Source organism: Rhizobium pantanalense (genome assembly GCF_030182525.1).
Classification (GTDB): domain Bacteria; phylum Pseudomonadota; class Alphaproteobacteria; order Rhizobiales; family Rhizobiaceae; genus Rhizobium.
Genome location: NZ_JAQJCH010000001.1, coordinates 764,925 through 779,004 on the forward strand (window position 1 = coordinate 764,925; position 14,080 = coordinate 779,004).

Annotated in this window: 15 protein-coding genes; 6 read left to right on the top strand and 9 right to left on the bottom strand. The window is 58.5% G+C overall.

The features are described from left to right. Window positions 1-260 precede the first annotated feature (260 nt). Window positions 261-1,463: a pyridoxal phosphate-dependent aminotransferase gene (locus PH558_RS03660; protein ID WP_285202230.1), complete on the top strand. Its 1,203-nt coding sequence runs from the start codon at window positions 261-263 to the stop codon at window positions 1,461-1,463. 142 nt (window positions 1,464-1,605) lie between these two features. On the opposite strand, the gene PH558_RS03665 is transcribed toward PH558_RS03660, so the two are convergent. Next, entirely contained in the window at window positions 1,606-2,703 is a 1,098-nt protein-coding gene (locus PH558_RS03665; protein WP_285202232.1) for a calcium:cation antiporter, read from the bottom strand. A 229-nt stretch (window positions 2,704-2,932) separates the two neighbouring features. Here PH558_RS03665 and PH558_RS03670 point away from each other — a divergent pair, with 229 nt between their 5' ends. After that, window positions 2,933-3,214 (top strand): DUF2188 domain-containing protein, encoded by a 282-nt coding sequence (locus PH558_RS03670; protein ID WP_092711617.1) that lies wholly within the window; start codon window positions 2,933-2,935, stop codon window positions 3,212-3,214. Here the strand turns inward: PH558_RS03670 and PH558_RS03675 are convergent. Then, complete coding sequence (locus tag PH558_RS03675; protein ID WP_095435383.1) at window positions 3,211-3,726, bottom strand: GrpB family protein; 516 nt, start codon at window positions 3,724-3,726, stop codon at window positions 3,211-3,213. The genes PH558_RS03670 and PH558_RS03675 overlap by 4 nt on opposite strands. A gap of 2 nt (window positions 3,727-3,728) precedes the next feature. Continuing rightward, window positions 3,729-4,643, bottom strand: coding sequence for a LysR family transcriptional regulator (locus PH558_RS03680; protein ID WP_285202233.1), 915 nt, complete (start codon window positions 4,641-4,643; stop codon window positions 3,729-3,731). A gap of 92 nt (window positions 4,644-4,735) precedes the next feature. Here PH558_RS03680 and PH558_RS03685 point away from each other — a divergent pair, with 92 nt between their 5' ends. Next, window positions 4,736-5,713, top strand: a complete 978-nt coding sequence (locus PH558_RS03685) for an SDR family oxidoreductase (protein ID WP_285202234.1) — start codon at window positions 4,736-4,738, stop codon at window positions 5,711-5,713. Between the two features lie 99 nt (window positions 5,714-5,812). On the opposite strand, the gene PH558_RS03690 is transcribed toward PH558_RS03685, so the two are convergent. From PH558_RS03690 to trxB, 4 genes are all read right to left on the bottom strand, one after another. Further along, window positions 5,813-6,925, bottom strand: a complete 1,113-nt coding sequence (locus PH558_RS03690; protein WP_285202235.1) for an alkene reductase — start codon at window positions 6,923-6,925, stop codon at window positions 5,813-5,815. Window positions 6,926-7,074: 149 nt separating this feature from the next. Beyond that, window positions 7,075-7,368, bottom strand: coding sequence for an ArsR/SmtB family transcription factor (locus PH558_RS03695; RefSeq protein ID WP_069612851.1), 294 nt, complete (start codon window positions 7,366-7,368; stop codon window positions 7,075-7,077). 564 nt (window positions 7,369-7,932) lie between these two features. Then, window positions 7,933-8,829 carry a LysR family transcriptional regulator VtlR gene (locus PH558_RS03700; RefSeq protein WP_092711607.1) on the bottom strand — a complete coding sequence of 299 codons (897 nt, stop codon included), beginning with the start codon at window positions 8,827-8,829 and terminating at the stop codon, window positions 7,933-7,935. Window positions 8,830-8,852: 23 nt separating this feature from the next. Continuing rightward, window positions 8,853-9,827, bottom strand: coding sequence for a thioredoxin-disulfide reductase (trxB, locus tag PH558_RS03705; RefSeq protein ID WP_095435379.1), 975 nt, complete (start codon window positions 9,825-9,827; stop codon window positions 8,853-8,855). A 236-nt stretch (window positions 9,828-10,063) separates the two neighbouring features. Here trxB and PH558_RS03710 point away from each other — a divergent pair, with 236 nt between their 5' ends. The 3 genes from PH558_RS03710 to PH558_RS03720 are packed head-to-tail and all read left to right on the top strand — an operon-like array spanning window position 10,064 to window position 12,414. Continuing rightward, complete coding sequence (locus PH558_RS03710; RefSeq protein ID WP_015340578.1) at window positions 10,064-10,531, top strand: Lrp/AsnC family transcriptional regulator; 468 nt, start codon at window positions 10,064-10,066, stop codon at window positions 10,529-10,531. Between the two features lie 4 nt (window positions 10,532-10,535). Next, window positions 10,536-11,444 carry a glycosyl transferase gene (locus tag PH558_RS03715; protein WP_285202242.1) on the top strand — a complete coding sequence of 303 codons (909 nt, stop codon included), beginning with the start codon at window positions 10,536-10,538 and terminating at the stop codon, window positions 11,442-11,444. Window positions 11,445-11,499: 55 nt separating this feature from the next. Further along, on the top strand, window positions 11,500-12,414 hold the full coding sequence (locus tag PH558_RS03720) for a glycosyltransferase family 92 protein (protein WP_285202243.1): 915 nt from the start codon (window positions 11,500-11,502) through the stop codon (window positions 12,412-12,414). A 9-nt stretch (window positions 12,415-12,423) separates the two neighbouring features. Here PH558_RS03720 and PH558_RS03725 read toward each other — a convergent pair whose 3' ends face one another. Together PH558_RS03725 and greA are read right to left on the bottom strand one after the other, a co-directional pair. Further along, window positions 12,424-13,503 (bottom strand): glycosyltransferase family 4 protein, encoded by a 1,080-nt coding sequence (locus PH558_RS03725; RefSeq protein ID WP_285202245.1) that lies wholly within the window; start codon window positions 13,501-13,503, stop codon window positions 12,424-12,426. Between the two features lie 6 nt (window positions 13,504-13,509). Beyond that, a complete protein-coding gene (gene greA, locus PH558_RS03730; RefSeq protein WP_069612629.1) occupies window positions 13,510-13,986 on the bottom strand; it encodes a transcription elongation factor GreA in 477 nt (158 codons plus the stop codon). Window positions 13,987-14,080: the final 94 nt, after the last annotated feature.

Consider the following 14,080-nt stretch of genomic DNA (forward strand, 5'->3'; position numbering starts at 1 on the left):
TTCGCGTGATGATTCAAGTTGAGAGGAGCTAGGGGGGGCCGATTGCGGCCGGTTCAACCTTGGCGAAGGCGGCGCGCGGTCTTTTGGGCAGGCCTCTAGCCGGAAAAGAAAAGCCAACGCGAACGGCCCGGAAAGCCATGAAATAAAGCCACTGTGACGCCTTTGTGCTTGAAACGTCGGCCCATATTCGACATAGAGCTTAGCGCAGAAATCTGGTCCACAGGCTTTCTGCCATTTTCAACCGAATAGGACCGATCACCATGGCCTTTCTTGCCGACGCTCTTTCCCGTGTAAAGCCTTCTGCCACCATCGCCGTTTCCCAGAAAGCGCGCGAGCTGAAAGCAAAAGGACGCGACGTGATCGGCCTCGGCGCCGGTGAGCCGGATTTCGATACGCCCGATAATATCAAGACGGCGGCCATTGACGCGATCAATCGTGGCGAGACGAAGTACACGCCGGTCGCCGGCATTCCAGAACTGCGCAAGGCGATCGCCGCCAAGTTCAAGCGCGAGAACAATCTGGAATACGCTCCCGAGCAGACCATCGTCGGCACAGGCGGCAAGCAGATCCTGTTCAACGCCTTCATGGCGACGCTGAATCCCGGCGATGAAGTCATCATCCCGACGCCTTACTGGGTTTCCTACCCGGAAATGGTCTCGCTATGCGGCGGTACACCGGTTTTCGTCGCGACGACGCAGGCCAACAGCTTCAAGCTTCAGCCTGCTGACCTCGAAAAGGCGATCACGCCGAAGACCAAGTGGTTCATGTTCAACTCGCCGTCCAACCCGTCGGGCGCTGCCTATTCGCATGCGGAACTGAAGGCGCTGACGGACGTGCTGGTCAAGCATCCGCATGTCTGGATCCTGACCGACGACATGTATGAGCACCTGACCTATGGCGAGTTCAAATTCGCCACACCGGTCGAAGTCGAGCCGAGCCTCTATGACCGCACGCTGACGATGAACGGCGTGTCGAAGGCTTACGCGATGACCGGTTGGCGTATCGGCTATGCCGCCGGCCCGCTGCAGCTCATCAAGGCGATGGATATGATCCAGGGTCAGCAGACTTCTGGCGCGACGTCGATTGCGCAGTGGGCTGCCGTCGAGGCGCTGAACGGTCCGCAGGACTTCATTCCGCGCAACAAGAAGATCTTCGAAGGTCGTCGCGATCTCGTCGTATCGATGCTGAACCAGGCGAAGGGGATTTCCTGCCCGGTTCCGGAAGGTGCCTTCTATGTCTATCCGTCCTGCGCCGGCCTGATCGGCAAGACGGCTCCGACCGGCAAGGTCATCGAGACGGATGAGGATTTCGTCTCCGAGCTGCTGGAATCGGAAGGCGTTGCCGTCGTCCACGGTTCGGCTTTCGGCCTCGGCCCGAACTTCCGCATCTCCTATGCGACTTCGGAAGAGTTGCTCGAGGAAGCCTGCCGCCGCATTCAGCGCTTCTGCGGCGCCTGCAAGTAAGCGGCCAGCGATAGCTTACATGGAAAGCCCGCCAGAGATGGTGGGCTTTTTCGTTTTCAGGTAGGCGGTTTCGGCTTCATCAAGTGATTCAAGCGCTTCGCAATTTGAATCCGCCTGACGGCGCAAGTCATTGAAATCGGAATCAAAGACCGAGCGCTGTCAGCATGATGAAAGTGGCGAAGAGAATGAAATGGGTCATGCCCTCAATGGCGTTGGTTTCGCCATCGTTGAGGTTGATGGCGGCGGCGATCAGCGTGATCATCACCATGACGGTCTGCACCGGCGACATGGCCATGATGAAGGGCTGGCCGGTATAGAGCGCAATCGCCTCCATGACGGGCACCGTCAGAATGACCGTCGATAGCGAGGCGCCCATCGCGATATTGACCGTCGCCTGCATGCGGTTGCGCAGGGCTGCCCGCAATGCGGTCAGGATTTCCGGAGCCGCCGAAATTGCCGCGACGACGATGGCGGCAATGGCGGGCGGCGCTCCCGTGCCCTTGAGGCCGGTATCCATGAAAGCCGACATGAATTCCGCCAGCACACCGATCAGCACGACGCCGATCAGGATGGTGACGATCGAGGTGGTGGTGGATTCCTCATCGTGATCTTCTTCCGCCGCCGCATGTTTCTTCTCGGTGCGTGGATAGCTGTAGCTGAAGAAATAGCTGTGCTTGCCCACCTGCATGCGCAGGAACAGCGCATAGAGGGCGATCATCGCTACGATGGTGAAGGCAGAATAATAGTGCCATTTCGCATCTGGAATGAATTCCGGCACGATCATCGAAATTCCCATGGCCGTCAGGATCATCACGCCATAGGTCTTGCTGGAATCGTCATTGTAGGGCTGCTCGCCATGTTTCAGTCCGCCGAGAAGAGCGGCAAGACCGAGGATGCCGTTAATATCGAGCATGACGGCGGCATAGATCGTGTCGCGCACCAGCGTCGGCGAACTCTCGCCGCTCATCATGATGGCGAGGATGATGACTTCGACTGCAACGGCCGAAAGAGTCAGGATCATCGTGCCGTAGGGATCGCCGACTTTGACGGCAAGTGTCTCTGCGTGGTGGGCGACGCGCATGGATGCCAGGACAATCGTCGCGATCAATGCCACGGCGGCGACCATTGCAGCGCCTTGGCCCATTTCCAATATGGAATGCTCGCCGACATAGGCGACAACAGCAACCGCCAATGCCACCAGCAGGTTTTTTTCCTGCTTAAACCATTTCGCTATGATCACTTTCCCCACCTTTGCGCCGATTCACGGTCGCACTCTAAAGCAAGGATTTCGCACATCAAGCTTGCGGGGAGGAGGGCGAAATTTGCAGTTAACGCAGTTTAATGGAATACTGCGCGGATAGGTCTGCCCAACCACAATGCCGCGGCATCCTCGAATCCGTCTCAGATGCACGCGATCCCGCCGGCAACGTCCGGTTCCAAGGTCTTGGCAGATGAGAAGGAGGATCTGAATGGTCAAGGTCGTTTATGAAATCGTGCCGCATGACGGTGGGTGGGCTTATCGCTTCCGCGACGTTTATTCGGAAGCGTTTCCAACGCACTCCGAGGCGGTGGAGGCCGCCAGGATCGTAGCGGCGGAACAGCAAATCGGGGGAGATTCAGCTGAAATCAGCTGGCAGGACGAGAGCGGCAAATGGCATGAAGAATATGCCGACGGCGGTGACCGCCCGGAAACGGAAGTCATCGACGGTCAGATGCATTTTCCGCCGGTCGATACCGCTCCAGGCGCCTAGATCTGCCGCTGGCCGGCTGCCTTTTCGATAATCGCGTCGACGAAATGACGTTTCTCGGCAGTGTAGCGATCGCCATCATGTCGATGCGTTCCGGCGAGCTCTAATTTCAGCGCGGCGTAAGCTGCCGCTTCTGCAGGATGCGCTCGAAGATAATCGCGAAAGATCACCCGGCGCTCGTGGGTCCGATTGTTCGGCGGGCAGAGATAAATTCGTTCCGGCGGTCTGCCGTTGCGTCGCATGAAGGCCCAAACATCATCGTCATAGCGATTGCCGCGCGGTTCGTAATTCTGCTCCAGAAGAATCCGGGTCGCCGCAGGCACATCGGCTGAGCCGCGCAGGATGATGTCGATATCGATGAGCGGTTTTGCGGCAATCCCGGGAATGGATGTGCTGCCGATATGTTCGATCGTCACGGCATAGGGCGCCAGCAATCGTTCGAGCTTTTCGCGGATGCGTTCGAAATCCCCTGGCCAGCATGGGTCGTATGGCACCAGTTCCACCGCTGTTCCCATGGTCAAAATCCATTCTCCAGGTTGTTTTCCTTGATGTAATCAAGCAAACCCGTCACCAGGGCATCGAATGTCACGCGGCAGCGTGGCGATGTCTTCAGATTTTCATGCATGACGATCCAGGTGTCGATCTCCACCTCGATCTCGGGCAATATCTGCATGAGGTTGGGATCGCGGCTTGCAAAGGGGATCTGATAGAAACCGATGCCGATGCCGGCGCGCAGCGCATTGTGGAGCGCGATGCTGTGATCGGAACGAAAGCTGAAAGAAACGCCTTCAAGCATCGGATAACGCTTCAGCATCATGCGTATATAAGCAGTCTGGCGATCGAAGCCGATGAGCTTGTGCCGACGCAGCTCCTCTAAGGTTTCTGGCTTGCCGTACCGCTCGATATAGCTGCGATGGGCGAAGAGGCCGAGAGAGATGATGCCGATATGCCGGGCAAGCAGTGCTTCTTGCGCCGGCGCGACCATGCGCACGGCGATATCGGCCTCGCGTTGCAGCAGATCTTCCACCGTATCGGAGGCTGAAAGCTCCACGATCAGATCGGGATAGCTTGCCTGTAACTTGGCAAGGATCGGCGGCAGCACTTCCGCGCCGATGACCTCGCTCGCACTGATGCGCACTGTGCCGCTGACCTTATCCTTTGAGCCGGAGGCTGCGCGCAACAGTGCGGCGGTCGTGCTCGCCAAAGTCTCGGCATAGGGTTTCAGAACGAGGGCGGTGTCGGTCGGCAATAGCCCCTGTTGCGAACGCGTGAACAGCTCCGCACCGACCGATTGTTCCAAGGCGTCGATATGACGGCCAACCGTCGGCTGTGTCAGGCCGAGTTCGCGCGCTGCAGCCGACAGGGAACCGTGCTCCAGCACGGCGAGAAAAGTGCGATAGAAATCCCAACTTGGTTCAGATAGTGATGTCATACATTTATGTATATCATCTACAGATTTTTCAGCAATTTCGTTTATCGTCAATACCTAGCATAGTCAGTCCATCGAAACCGATGGAGATGACGATGAGCAATAATAAAGAAAGCACGAAGACGGCCCTGATACTTGGCGCGACCGGCGGCATTGGCGGTGCTGTCGCGGAAGGACTTGCCCTTCGCGGCTGGTGCATCCGGGCTCTGAACCGCAATGCGGCCGAGGCGGCCCGCCGCCAGCCGGAGTTCGACTGGTTCCAGGGCGATGCCATGCAGGCGGATGATGTTCTGAAGGCGGCGCAGGGCGCTGATGTCATCGTGCACGCGGTCAACCCGCCCGGCTATCGCAATTGGGGTAGGGTCGTCCTGCCAATGCTCGACAACACCATTGCCGCCGCCAAGGCGGTCGGTGCGCGGATCGTGCTGCCCGGTACGGTTTATAATTTTGGTCCTGATGTTTTCCCGAATGTCACGGAAGACAGCGCCCAACGGCCGAAGACCCGCAAGGGGGCCATCCGCGTGCAGATGGAGCGGCGTCTGAAGGCTGCGGCGGAGCAGGGCAATACGCCCGTTATCATCGTTCGCGCCGGTGATTTCTTCGGCGGCTCCCGCGCCAACAGCTGGTTTTCGCAGGCGATGGTGACGCCGGGCAAGCCGGTCAGTTCGATGACCTATCCGGGCAAGCGCGGCGTCGGCCACCAATGGGCCTATCTGCCCGATGCCGCCGAGATCATGATTCGGCTGATCGAGAAGGGGGACCAGCTGCCGTCCTTTGCCGTCTATCATATGCGCGGTCATTGGGATGGAGACGGCAGGCAGATGATCGAAGCCGTCCAGCGCGTCCTTGGGTACAAGGTAAAGGTGAAGTCGTTTCCCTGGTGGATGGTGCCGCTCGCCGCGCCCTTCGTGACATTGATGCGGGAGCTGCGCGAAATGAGCTATCTCTGGGACGTGCCGTTGCAGATGCGGAACGATAGGCTGGTGGCTGTTCTTGGCGAGGAACCGCATACGCCGATCGATGAAGCGGTGAGGGCAAGCCTTGTATCGATCGGTTGCCTGCAAACTGCGTGAATGGCTCATTTCACCCGCTTCAGAAGCCGATATGGAGAGCCCCGCAACATAGGTTGCGAGGCTCTTTGTCGAAAGCCCAATCTGGCTGGGAAGCCCTGATCAGGCCACTTCGTCCAGGGTCGGATAGTCGTCGTAGCCCTTGGCGCCGCCGCCGTAGAGCGTTGCCTGGTCCCATTGGGCGAGCGGTGCGTTTTCCTTCAGACGGCGGACAAGATCCGGATTCGAAATGAACGGCTTGCCGAAGGCAACGACATCGGCCTTGCCGCTGTCGACGGCTTCGATCGCCATCTCGCGGGTATAAGCATTGTTGACCATCCAGCCGGCCTTGCCGCCTGCGGCCTTGTAGGCTGCATGCAGAGCATCATAATCGAAGGGCAGGGAGTCGCGCTTGCCGCCGGTCTGGCCCTCGATGACGTGGATATAGGCGAGGCCGTACCTTGCCAGTCCTTCGACAACGTAGGTGAAGAGCTGCTGCGGGGCCGGATCGCTGGCATCGCCGGAAGACGTGACAGGTGAGATGCGAATCGCGGTGCGGCCTGCGCCGACTTCCTTGGTGACGGCATCGACCACTTCGAACAGGAAGCGGGCACGATTCTCGATTGCGCCGCCATACTGGTCGGTGCGGTCGTTGACATTGCCGCGCAGGAACTGGTCGATCAGGTAGCCGTTGGCGCCATGGATCTCGACACCGTCAAAGCCGGCATCGATCGCGGCGCGGGCCGCCTTGCGGTAATCTTCGATGATGCCCGGGATTTCTGAGGTTTCGAGCGCACGCGGTTCGGAAACATCGGCAAAGCCGCCGGTGCCGTCGCTGTTGACCAGATAAGTCTTCGAATTCTCAGCGCGCTTGGAGGTCGACGAAACCGGCTTGCCACCATTCGGCTGCAGGGTCGTATGGGAGATGCGGCCGACATGCCACATCTGCACGACGATCTTGCCGCCATTGGCGTGCACGGCATCCGTCACCTTCTTCCAGCCATCGAGCGCTTCCTTGCTGTAGAGGCCGGGAACGTTGGCGTAGCCCTGACCCTGATGGGTAATCGCCGTTGCTTCGGTGATGATCAGGCCAGCAGTGGCGCGCTGGGCGTAGTATTTGACGTTCAGTTCATTCGGCACTGCATTCGGCGAGCGATTGCGCGTCAGCGGTGCCATGATGATGCGGTTGGCGATGGAAATATCACCCAGCTTCGTCGGTTCGAATAATTTGGTCATGGATCGTCCTTTCTATTGGGGGCGGGAAATCAGGACGAGGCGATCGCCAGGTCCGAAGAACTATGGTGGTTAAGGCAGCAGCTTCTTGGGGAAGATTGCGCCGGTGACCGGGGACATGGGCGCAAATACAGGGAGCGCAGCAGACATTTTCAGAGTTCCTTCTGCATGGCCGCTAGGAATTCGGCGATCGTTTCCTCGTTCCGCTTGTAGAAAATCCACTGGCCAAGGCGTCGCGTCGTCACCAAGCCGGCGCGATGCAGCGTGCCGAGATGTGCCGAGACGGTCGATTGCGACAGGCCGCAGCGCTCGAACTGGCTAGCGCAGACGCCAAGCTCCAATGGGTGTTCCTGGGTCGGGAAATGGGTGTGCGGATCTTTGAGGTGATTGAGGATTTCGAGCCGGGCCGGATGGGCCAGAGCCTTCAATATCTCGTTCTTGTCCATGGCGTTCACCATATGAATATCGAATAATTGCGATTTATGTATCGACGATTTTCGATATATCAAGAGCGACGCTGAATATTATTTTCGGCAAGGCTGTCGACGTGCGTGCTTAGAAATTAGGCAAAAAAAGAGGGCCACCGGAATGAACCAGGGCCCTTATAGGTGTGAAGGTCAAAACCTCCAGAGGGGAACAGCCAATGCGGTGGAACTGGGAGGAAAAGCCACCGTGTGCATCAGCTGAGTGCGTTATGATGCTAATTTGTGCAGTGCGCAATGCTTTTTTGTGCATGGCAGTTATGCGTTTGCTACGTCGGCGGCAAAAGGGCAAAAAAAAGGGCCTCCGGAGTGAACCAGGGCCCTATAGGTATGAAGGTCAAAAACCTCCAGAGGGGAACAGCCAATGCGGTGGAACTGGGAGGAAAAGCCACCGTGTGCATCAGCTATGTGCGATATGGTAGTTAAATGGGCAGGCTTCAACTCTCATTTGTGCATATCAGCTATGCATCATATGCGTGGCTGATATACTAGCGGTAAAAAGAGTTCGTTATCAGTGACTTACCTTCGTCAGAAATTCCAATTACGAGCCTTCGCTACAATAAAATCACGAAAAACCTTAAGCTTGGCCGCGTTCTTCATCTCATCGGGATAGCAGAAATAGGTGTCGAAGGACGGCACGTCGGCATTGATGGCAAGCTGAATGAGGCCAGGATCGCGGCCAACGATATAGTCAGGCAATACCGCGATGCCAATACCAAGCAGGCAGGCGCGCTTGATCGACGTCTGGCTGTTGATCTGCAGGTGCGGCACGCGCTTGTTATCCGAAGACCGGCCGGCGATCTCCAGCCAGTTGACGTCGAGCAGATAGTTCGGCGCAGGTTCGCCGAAGCTGATGATGCGATGTTCGTCCAGATCCTCCACCGACTGCGGCTCGCCGTAGCGGTTGATGTAGGAGGGGGCGGCATAGACGTGCATGTGCACGGTGAACAGCTTGCGCTGGATCAGATCCGATTGCTGCGGCTGGCGCAGACGAATGGCGCAGTCCGCATGGCGCATGTTCACGTCCAGTTCCTCATTGTCGAGGATCAACTGGATCTGCATGTCCGGATAGAGCTGCAGGAACTCCTGGATCTTGTCGGTGAGCCAGCCCTGGCCGAGACCGACTGTGGTCGTCACGCGCAGCTTGCCGCTCGGCTTGTCGGTCGTCTCGGTCAATTGCATCTTGACCGTTTCGAGCTTCAGCAGAACGTCATGGGCCGTGCGATAGAGCAGCTCGCCCTGTTCGGTCAGGATGAGGCCGCGCGCGTGGCGGTGGAAAAGCTTGATGCCAACGTCCTGCTCGAGAGCACTGACCTGTCGGCTAATGGCGGATTGAGACAAGTGCAACTTGTCGGCCGCATGCGTGAACGAGCCCGCTTCGGCAGCCGCGTGAAAGATACGCAGCTTATCCCAATCCAATGGCATGCCGTTTCCCCTCATCGGCTGCATCACTCCGCAGCCACGGCGACGGGCATGTGCCCGGTCAAATAGCGTTCCGCCTCAAGCGCGGCCATGCAGCCCATTCCTGCTGCCGTGATTGCCTGGCGGAACGTATCGTCGGTCACGTCACCCGCGGCATAGATGCCTTCGACGCTGGTCGCGGTCGAATCGGGGGCGGTCCAGAGATAGCCATTGTCCTTGAGTTTCAATTTGCCCTTGAAGAGCTCGGTCGCCGGCGCATGGCCGATGGCAACGAAGACACCGTCGATCGGCATTTCAGTGATGGCGCCGGTACGCGCATCGCGCAGGCGTGCGCCCGTGACCGATGGCGGCATCGGCGGCTTGGCAGGCGTGCCGGTGATTTCGGCAACCTCAGTATTCCAAAGGATCTTGACGTTTGCCTTGGCGAACAGGCGCTCCTGCAGGATCTTTTCCGAGCGGAAAGTATCGCGGCGATGCACCACGGTTACCGATTTGGCGATATTGGAGAGATAGAGCGCCTCCTCGACGGCGCTGTTGCCGCCGCCGACCACGATTACGTCCTTGTTGCGATAGAAGAAGCCGTCACAGGTGGCGCAGGCCGAAACGCCGAAGCCCTGAAAATGCTGTTCGCTCTCGATGCCAAGCCATTTCGCCTTGGCGCCGGTGGCAATGATGAGCGTGTCGGCGGTCCAGACCTGGCCGCTATCGGTATGGGCAACGAAAGGACGCTTGCTGGTATCGACTTCGGTCACGAGGTCGTTGACGATCTCGGCACCGACATGCTGGGCCTGCTGCAGCATCTGCTCCATCAGCCATGGTCCCTGGATCGGGTCGGCAAAGCCCGGATAATTCTCGACATCAGTCGTAATCATCAGCTGGCCGCCCTGTTCGAGACCGGCGATCAGAACGGGCTGCAGCATCGCGCGCGCGGCATAAACCGCGGCGGTGTAACCGGCGGGGCCGGAACCGATGATGAGCACCTTCGTGTGGCGGGCAGGCATAGTCAGTCCTTTCAATTCGGCGATTGCGAAACCGCGGCTTCAAGCGCGCAAAACAGGCGATTTCGCGATCCGCGCTTCATTTATGATTGCCTTATGCATTTATTCAAGGGCAGCCTTGCATTACACACAGAGCAAATCTGCTTTGTGTAAGAATCAACTACGCGAGAGAAACTTTCTTGCGTATTTTCCTGCCTTATATAGAAGCTGGCGAGGGAGAATTAAAGAAAGGCAAGAAAGTGCTTCGCGCTGAGCTCGATGCCATCGATATCAAGATTCTGCGGGAACTCCAGCGAGATGGACGCATGACCAACGTCGAGCTCGCAGACAGGGTCGGCATTTCGGCACCGCCATGCTTGCGCCGCGTGCGCAAGCTGGAAGAGGCCGGGGTTATCGAAGGCTATCACGCCATGTTGAACAGCCCAAAACTGGGCTTTGATCTTGTGGCATTCTGTATGGTTGGCCTTAAGCATCAGTCGGAAGCGAACCTCAAGGCTTTTGCCAGCGCAACTTCGGCATGGCCGCTCGTTCGGCAGGCATGGATGGTGTCCGGCGACAGCGATTTTCTGCTGCACTGCGTTGCGGAAAACCTTACCCGTTTCCAGGACTTCGTCATCGAGGTTCTGACGGCGAATGAGCATGTCGACACCGTGCGCACCATGCTGACCATCCGGCAAGTCAAGAAGCTCGGCCTAGTGGAGCTCTAGGCGAATGGCGGATCGCCCCTGGCATCGGTCGCTGATCAAGTCTGGCGTGCGCCTTTTCCTGGGCGGCTCGCGGGCTCATGTGCAGGACTGGTTTCCGGGGCTCAGCATCGTCCGCAGCCAGAATGTCAGCGAGGTACTTTACCGCGGCGTCAAGGTCGCGAGCCTTGCCGGTATGGACCGTCTGCGCGAACGCTGCGGCGAAGCGGTCTACATCGTCGGCTCGGGTCCATCGATTCGCGATTGCGATCTGAGCGGCCTCGAATTCCGCAGTGCCATTCTTCTTAACGGTGCCATCGGCCTGTCAGGCGACAGGATCGCCGAGCCATTGGCAATTGCTGTCGAAGATGAGCGTTTCGTCTGGCGGCATCTCAACATGCTGCGCGAGAAAGTGGCTCCCGGCTCGCTTTGTCTGTTTTCCGTGGCGGTGCTGCGTGCGCTGTGCGAGATCGACAAAAGCTGGCTGGCGGACAAGACCATCATCCTGATCGACGATATCCGCAAGCCCTATGGTGCGCGCCGCCGCTCGGTCGACGACCTCAGGAAACTGCAATATGTGCGATTGAATACCGAGGGGTCGGCAGGTTTTTCGCTTTCGCCGGACCGCGGGGTGTTTCTGGGCGGATCCGTTGCGGTATCGGCCCTGCAATTTGCCCTTTACTGCGCACAGCAGCAGGTCGGCTTCCTGGGGATCGATATATCCAATGCTGGCGAGCCGCGCTTTTATGAGACTCCCGGCGACATGGCGTTCTCCGGCATTGCGCGGGCAGAGAGTCGTATCATCGAGCATCTGGTGCTTGCGCGGCAGATCGCAGCCGAGCGCGGCGTCTCTTTCGTCAACTATTCCCGCATTTCGGCGTTGCTCAAATATGATTTTGGTTACGACGACAGGTTTGCATTGAAGCCGCGGGCGTGATCTTCGCCGGAGCCGGCGAGGCTGCTGTGTAATTAGGGTCGATGGAATGAAGCTTATGCGCTGGTTGAAACCCAAGGCGTCCGACGCCAAGAAGCTGTCCATCGATCCGCCTGAGCCTAGGGCAGGGCGCCAGGGCATCGCCATTGCCGCCTGCGTGAAGAATGAAGCCCGTTACATCGAGGAATGGGTGCGTTTCCACCAGGCGGTCGGCATTCGCCACTTCTATATTTATGACAATGGTTCGACGGACGAGACCTGCTCGTTTCTTCGAAGCCTGCTCTCCGAAGACGCGCTGACGATTATTCCCTGGGCTGGGCGCATGCGCGATGCGGCCACATCGGCGGTACTGAACGGCCAGGTCATCACCTTCGCGCATGCCATCCTGAATTTCGGTGGCGATTACCGTTGGATGGCGTTTATCGATGTCGACGAATTCCTCCTGCCGAAGGAGGCCGCGACGGTTGAGCAGGCGCTGGAGGCCGTCGGCGATTTTCCGAATGTGTCGCTGCCCTGGCATATGTTTGCGACCAGCGGCCATGAGACGCCGCCCGATGGGCCGTTGACGCTGAACTATACGATGCGTGGCGCCGATCCGATGACATCGAAGGAAAACGTCAGTAACTTCAAATGCATCGTTGATCCCTGTGAAGTAACCGAAGTCAGTGTGCACCAGTTCCAGACGCGGGCTTATGGCGATCTGACGGCCAATGACGCCGGCAAGCGGTTTACCCGGCGTGCGCGGAAGTCCCCGGAATTCTATTCGAACCGTTTTCTGCAGCTGAACCACTATTATACGAAATCCCAGCAAGAGCTGATGGAGAAGCTGGCGCGGGGATGGACTTATGACAGCAGTGCGACGAAATATCGGGACAAGGTACTGTCCATCGTCAAAAGCATCGAGGAAGACATGGTGGAGGATCGCTCGATGATCGATTTCATCGAGCGCAACCGTATCGATCTTGGTCGCTGATCGATCCGCCTAGCTATTGGCGCCGAGCAGCCGCTTGTAGACCTCGCCGATGGCGGTTGCTTCCTTTTCCAAAGCGAATTCGCTGCGCACATGGCGCACGGCATTCTCGCCCTGGCGAAGTGTTTCCTCTGGATTGGCAAGATAGAATGCGATCGCTCTGGTGAGAGCCTCGCCGTCGCCTGCCGGCACTACGGCGCCGGTTTCGCCTGGCACGATCATTTCGGCATAGGCGCCGGCATCCGAAGCGACGACCGCGGTGCGGGAGGCCATGGCTTCCAGTGGCGTCAGGCCGAAACCCTCGTTGCGGGAAGGGGCGACATAGAGGGTGGTGCGGCGATACCAGGGCTTGATATCGTCGACTTCGCCCATGAAGCGGATGCGATCGGTGAGACCTGCGTCGGCCACCATCTTTTGCAACTGCTCGCCAAAACCGCGATGTTCAGCTGTCACACGGCCGCAGACGACGGCGGTCCAGTCCGGATAGCGCGGCAACAGTTCGATCATCGCCTTGACGAAGAGATCCGTGCCCTTCTGATGGCGGACGCGGCCGAAGCAGCCGATCAGATAGGTGCCGGGCAGGCCGGTTGCGGCCATGCGGTCGTCAGGCTTTTCCGGTGGATGGAAGCTGTTGAGGTCGACGCCGTGCTGGATGACGGTGTGCGACACTTCGAGAAAGCTGCCCGAGCGGGTGTTGGTGGCGATCACGGCATCCATGCGGCGGATCAGCCAGCGCGTGTAGCCAGTGTGGCGGCGCTGGGCTGCGGAGGTGAAGACAAGCTTCAGGCGCATGCGCAGAACGGAGCGCAGGAGCAAACCCACAAGCATTTCGTTGTTACGGCGGGCATGCCAGATGCGCACACGATAGCGGCGCGGCTTCACCCAGAGGCCGGGGAGCCGCAGCCAACCGAGTTTCGGCAGATATTCCGGCAGGCCAGGTCCGAGTGTGGCGATGTGATAGCCGAGCTCGACCTGCTTGGGGATGAGCTGCACGATCGTAGACGTAACGCCGGAAAGCCGGCGTTTGAAATTCGTTGCTATGATTTCGATCTCACGGAGATCGCTCGCATGCGCTGTCTCGCGATCGCGCACGGGCGATCAGCCCCAGGAGACGGAGAGGATTTCGTAAGCCTTGGCGCCGCCGGGTGCATTGACCTCGATGGAATCGCCGACTTCCTTGCCGATCAGGGCACGGGCGATCGGGGAAGAGATGGAGATGCGGCCTGCCTTCACATCGGCCTCCTGGTCGCCGACGATCTGGTAGATCTTCTCTTCCTCGGTATCTTCGTCGACGAGCTTGACCTTGGCGCCGAACTTGATCTTCGAGCCGGACATCTTCGTGAGATCGATGACCTCGGCGCGTGCCGTCAGGTCTTCAAGCTCGGTGATGCGGCCTTCGTTGTGGCTTTGGGCTTCCTTGGCTGCATGGTACTCGGCATTTTCGGAGAGGTCGCCGTGGGCGCGCGCTTCTGCAATTGCCTCGATGATTCGCGGGCGCTCTTCCTGCTGACGCCAGCGCAGTTCTTCCTGCAGCTTGACGAACCCGTTCTGCGTCATCGGTACCTTTTCAACCATTTTTCTTGTCCTTCACTCCCTGTGTTGCTCTGCTGCAGACACAAAAGAAAACAGGTCCCGAAGGGGTACTTCGGAACCATCCAGAGCCGTTATT

Coding starts and splice junctions, on each gene's coding strand:
- PH558_RS03675 (WP_095435383.1), bottom strand. CDS start 3,726: ATGGGAACAGCGGTGGAACTGGTGCCATACGACCCATGCTGGCCAGGG.
- PH558_RS03680 (WP_285202233.1), bottom strand. CDS start 4,643: ATGACATCACTATCTGAACCAAGTTGGGATTTCTATCGCACTTTTCTC.
- PH558_RS03695 (WP_069612851.1), bottom strand. CDS start 7,368: ATGGACAAGAACGAGATATTGAAGGCTCTGGCCCATCCGGCCCGGCTC.
- greA (WP_069612629.1), bottom strand. CDS start 13,986: ATGGTTGAAAAGGTACCGATGACGCAGAACGGGTTCGTCAAGCTGCAG.
- PH558_RS03720 (WP_285202243.1), top strand. CDS start 11,500: ATGCGCTGGTTGAAACCCAAGGCGTCCGACGCCAAGAAGCTGTCCATC.
- PH558_RS03700 (WP_092711607.1), bottom strand. CDS start 8,829: ATGCCATTGGATTGGGATAAGCTGCGTATCTTTCACGCGGCTGCCGAA.
- PH558_RS03690 (WP_285202235.1), bottom strand. CDS start 6,925: ATGACCAAATTATTCGAACCGACGAAGCTGGGTGATATTTCCATCGCC.
- PH558_RS03660 (WP_285202230.1), top strand. CDS start 261: ATGGCCTTTCTTGCCGACGCTCTTTCCCGTGTAAAGCCTTCTGCCACC.
- PH558_RS03685 (WP_285202234.1), top strand. CDS start 4,736: ATGAGCAATAATAAAGAAAGCACGAAGACGGCCCTGATACTTGGCGCG.
- PH558_RS03670 (WP_092711617.1), top strand. CDS start 2,933: ATGGTCAAGGTCGTTTATGAAATCGTGCCGCATGACGGTGGGTGGGCT.
- PH558_RS03715 (WP_285202242.1), top strand. CDS start 10,536: ATGGCGGATCGCCCCTGGCATCGGTCGCTGATCAAGTCTGGCGTGCGC.
- trxB (WP_095435379.1), bottom strand. CDS start 9,827: ATGCCTGCCCGCCACACGAAGGTGCTCATCATCGGTTCCGGCCCCGCC.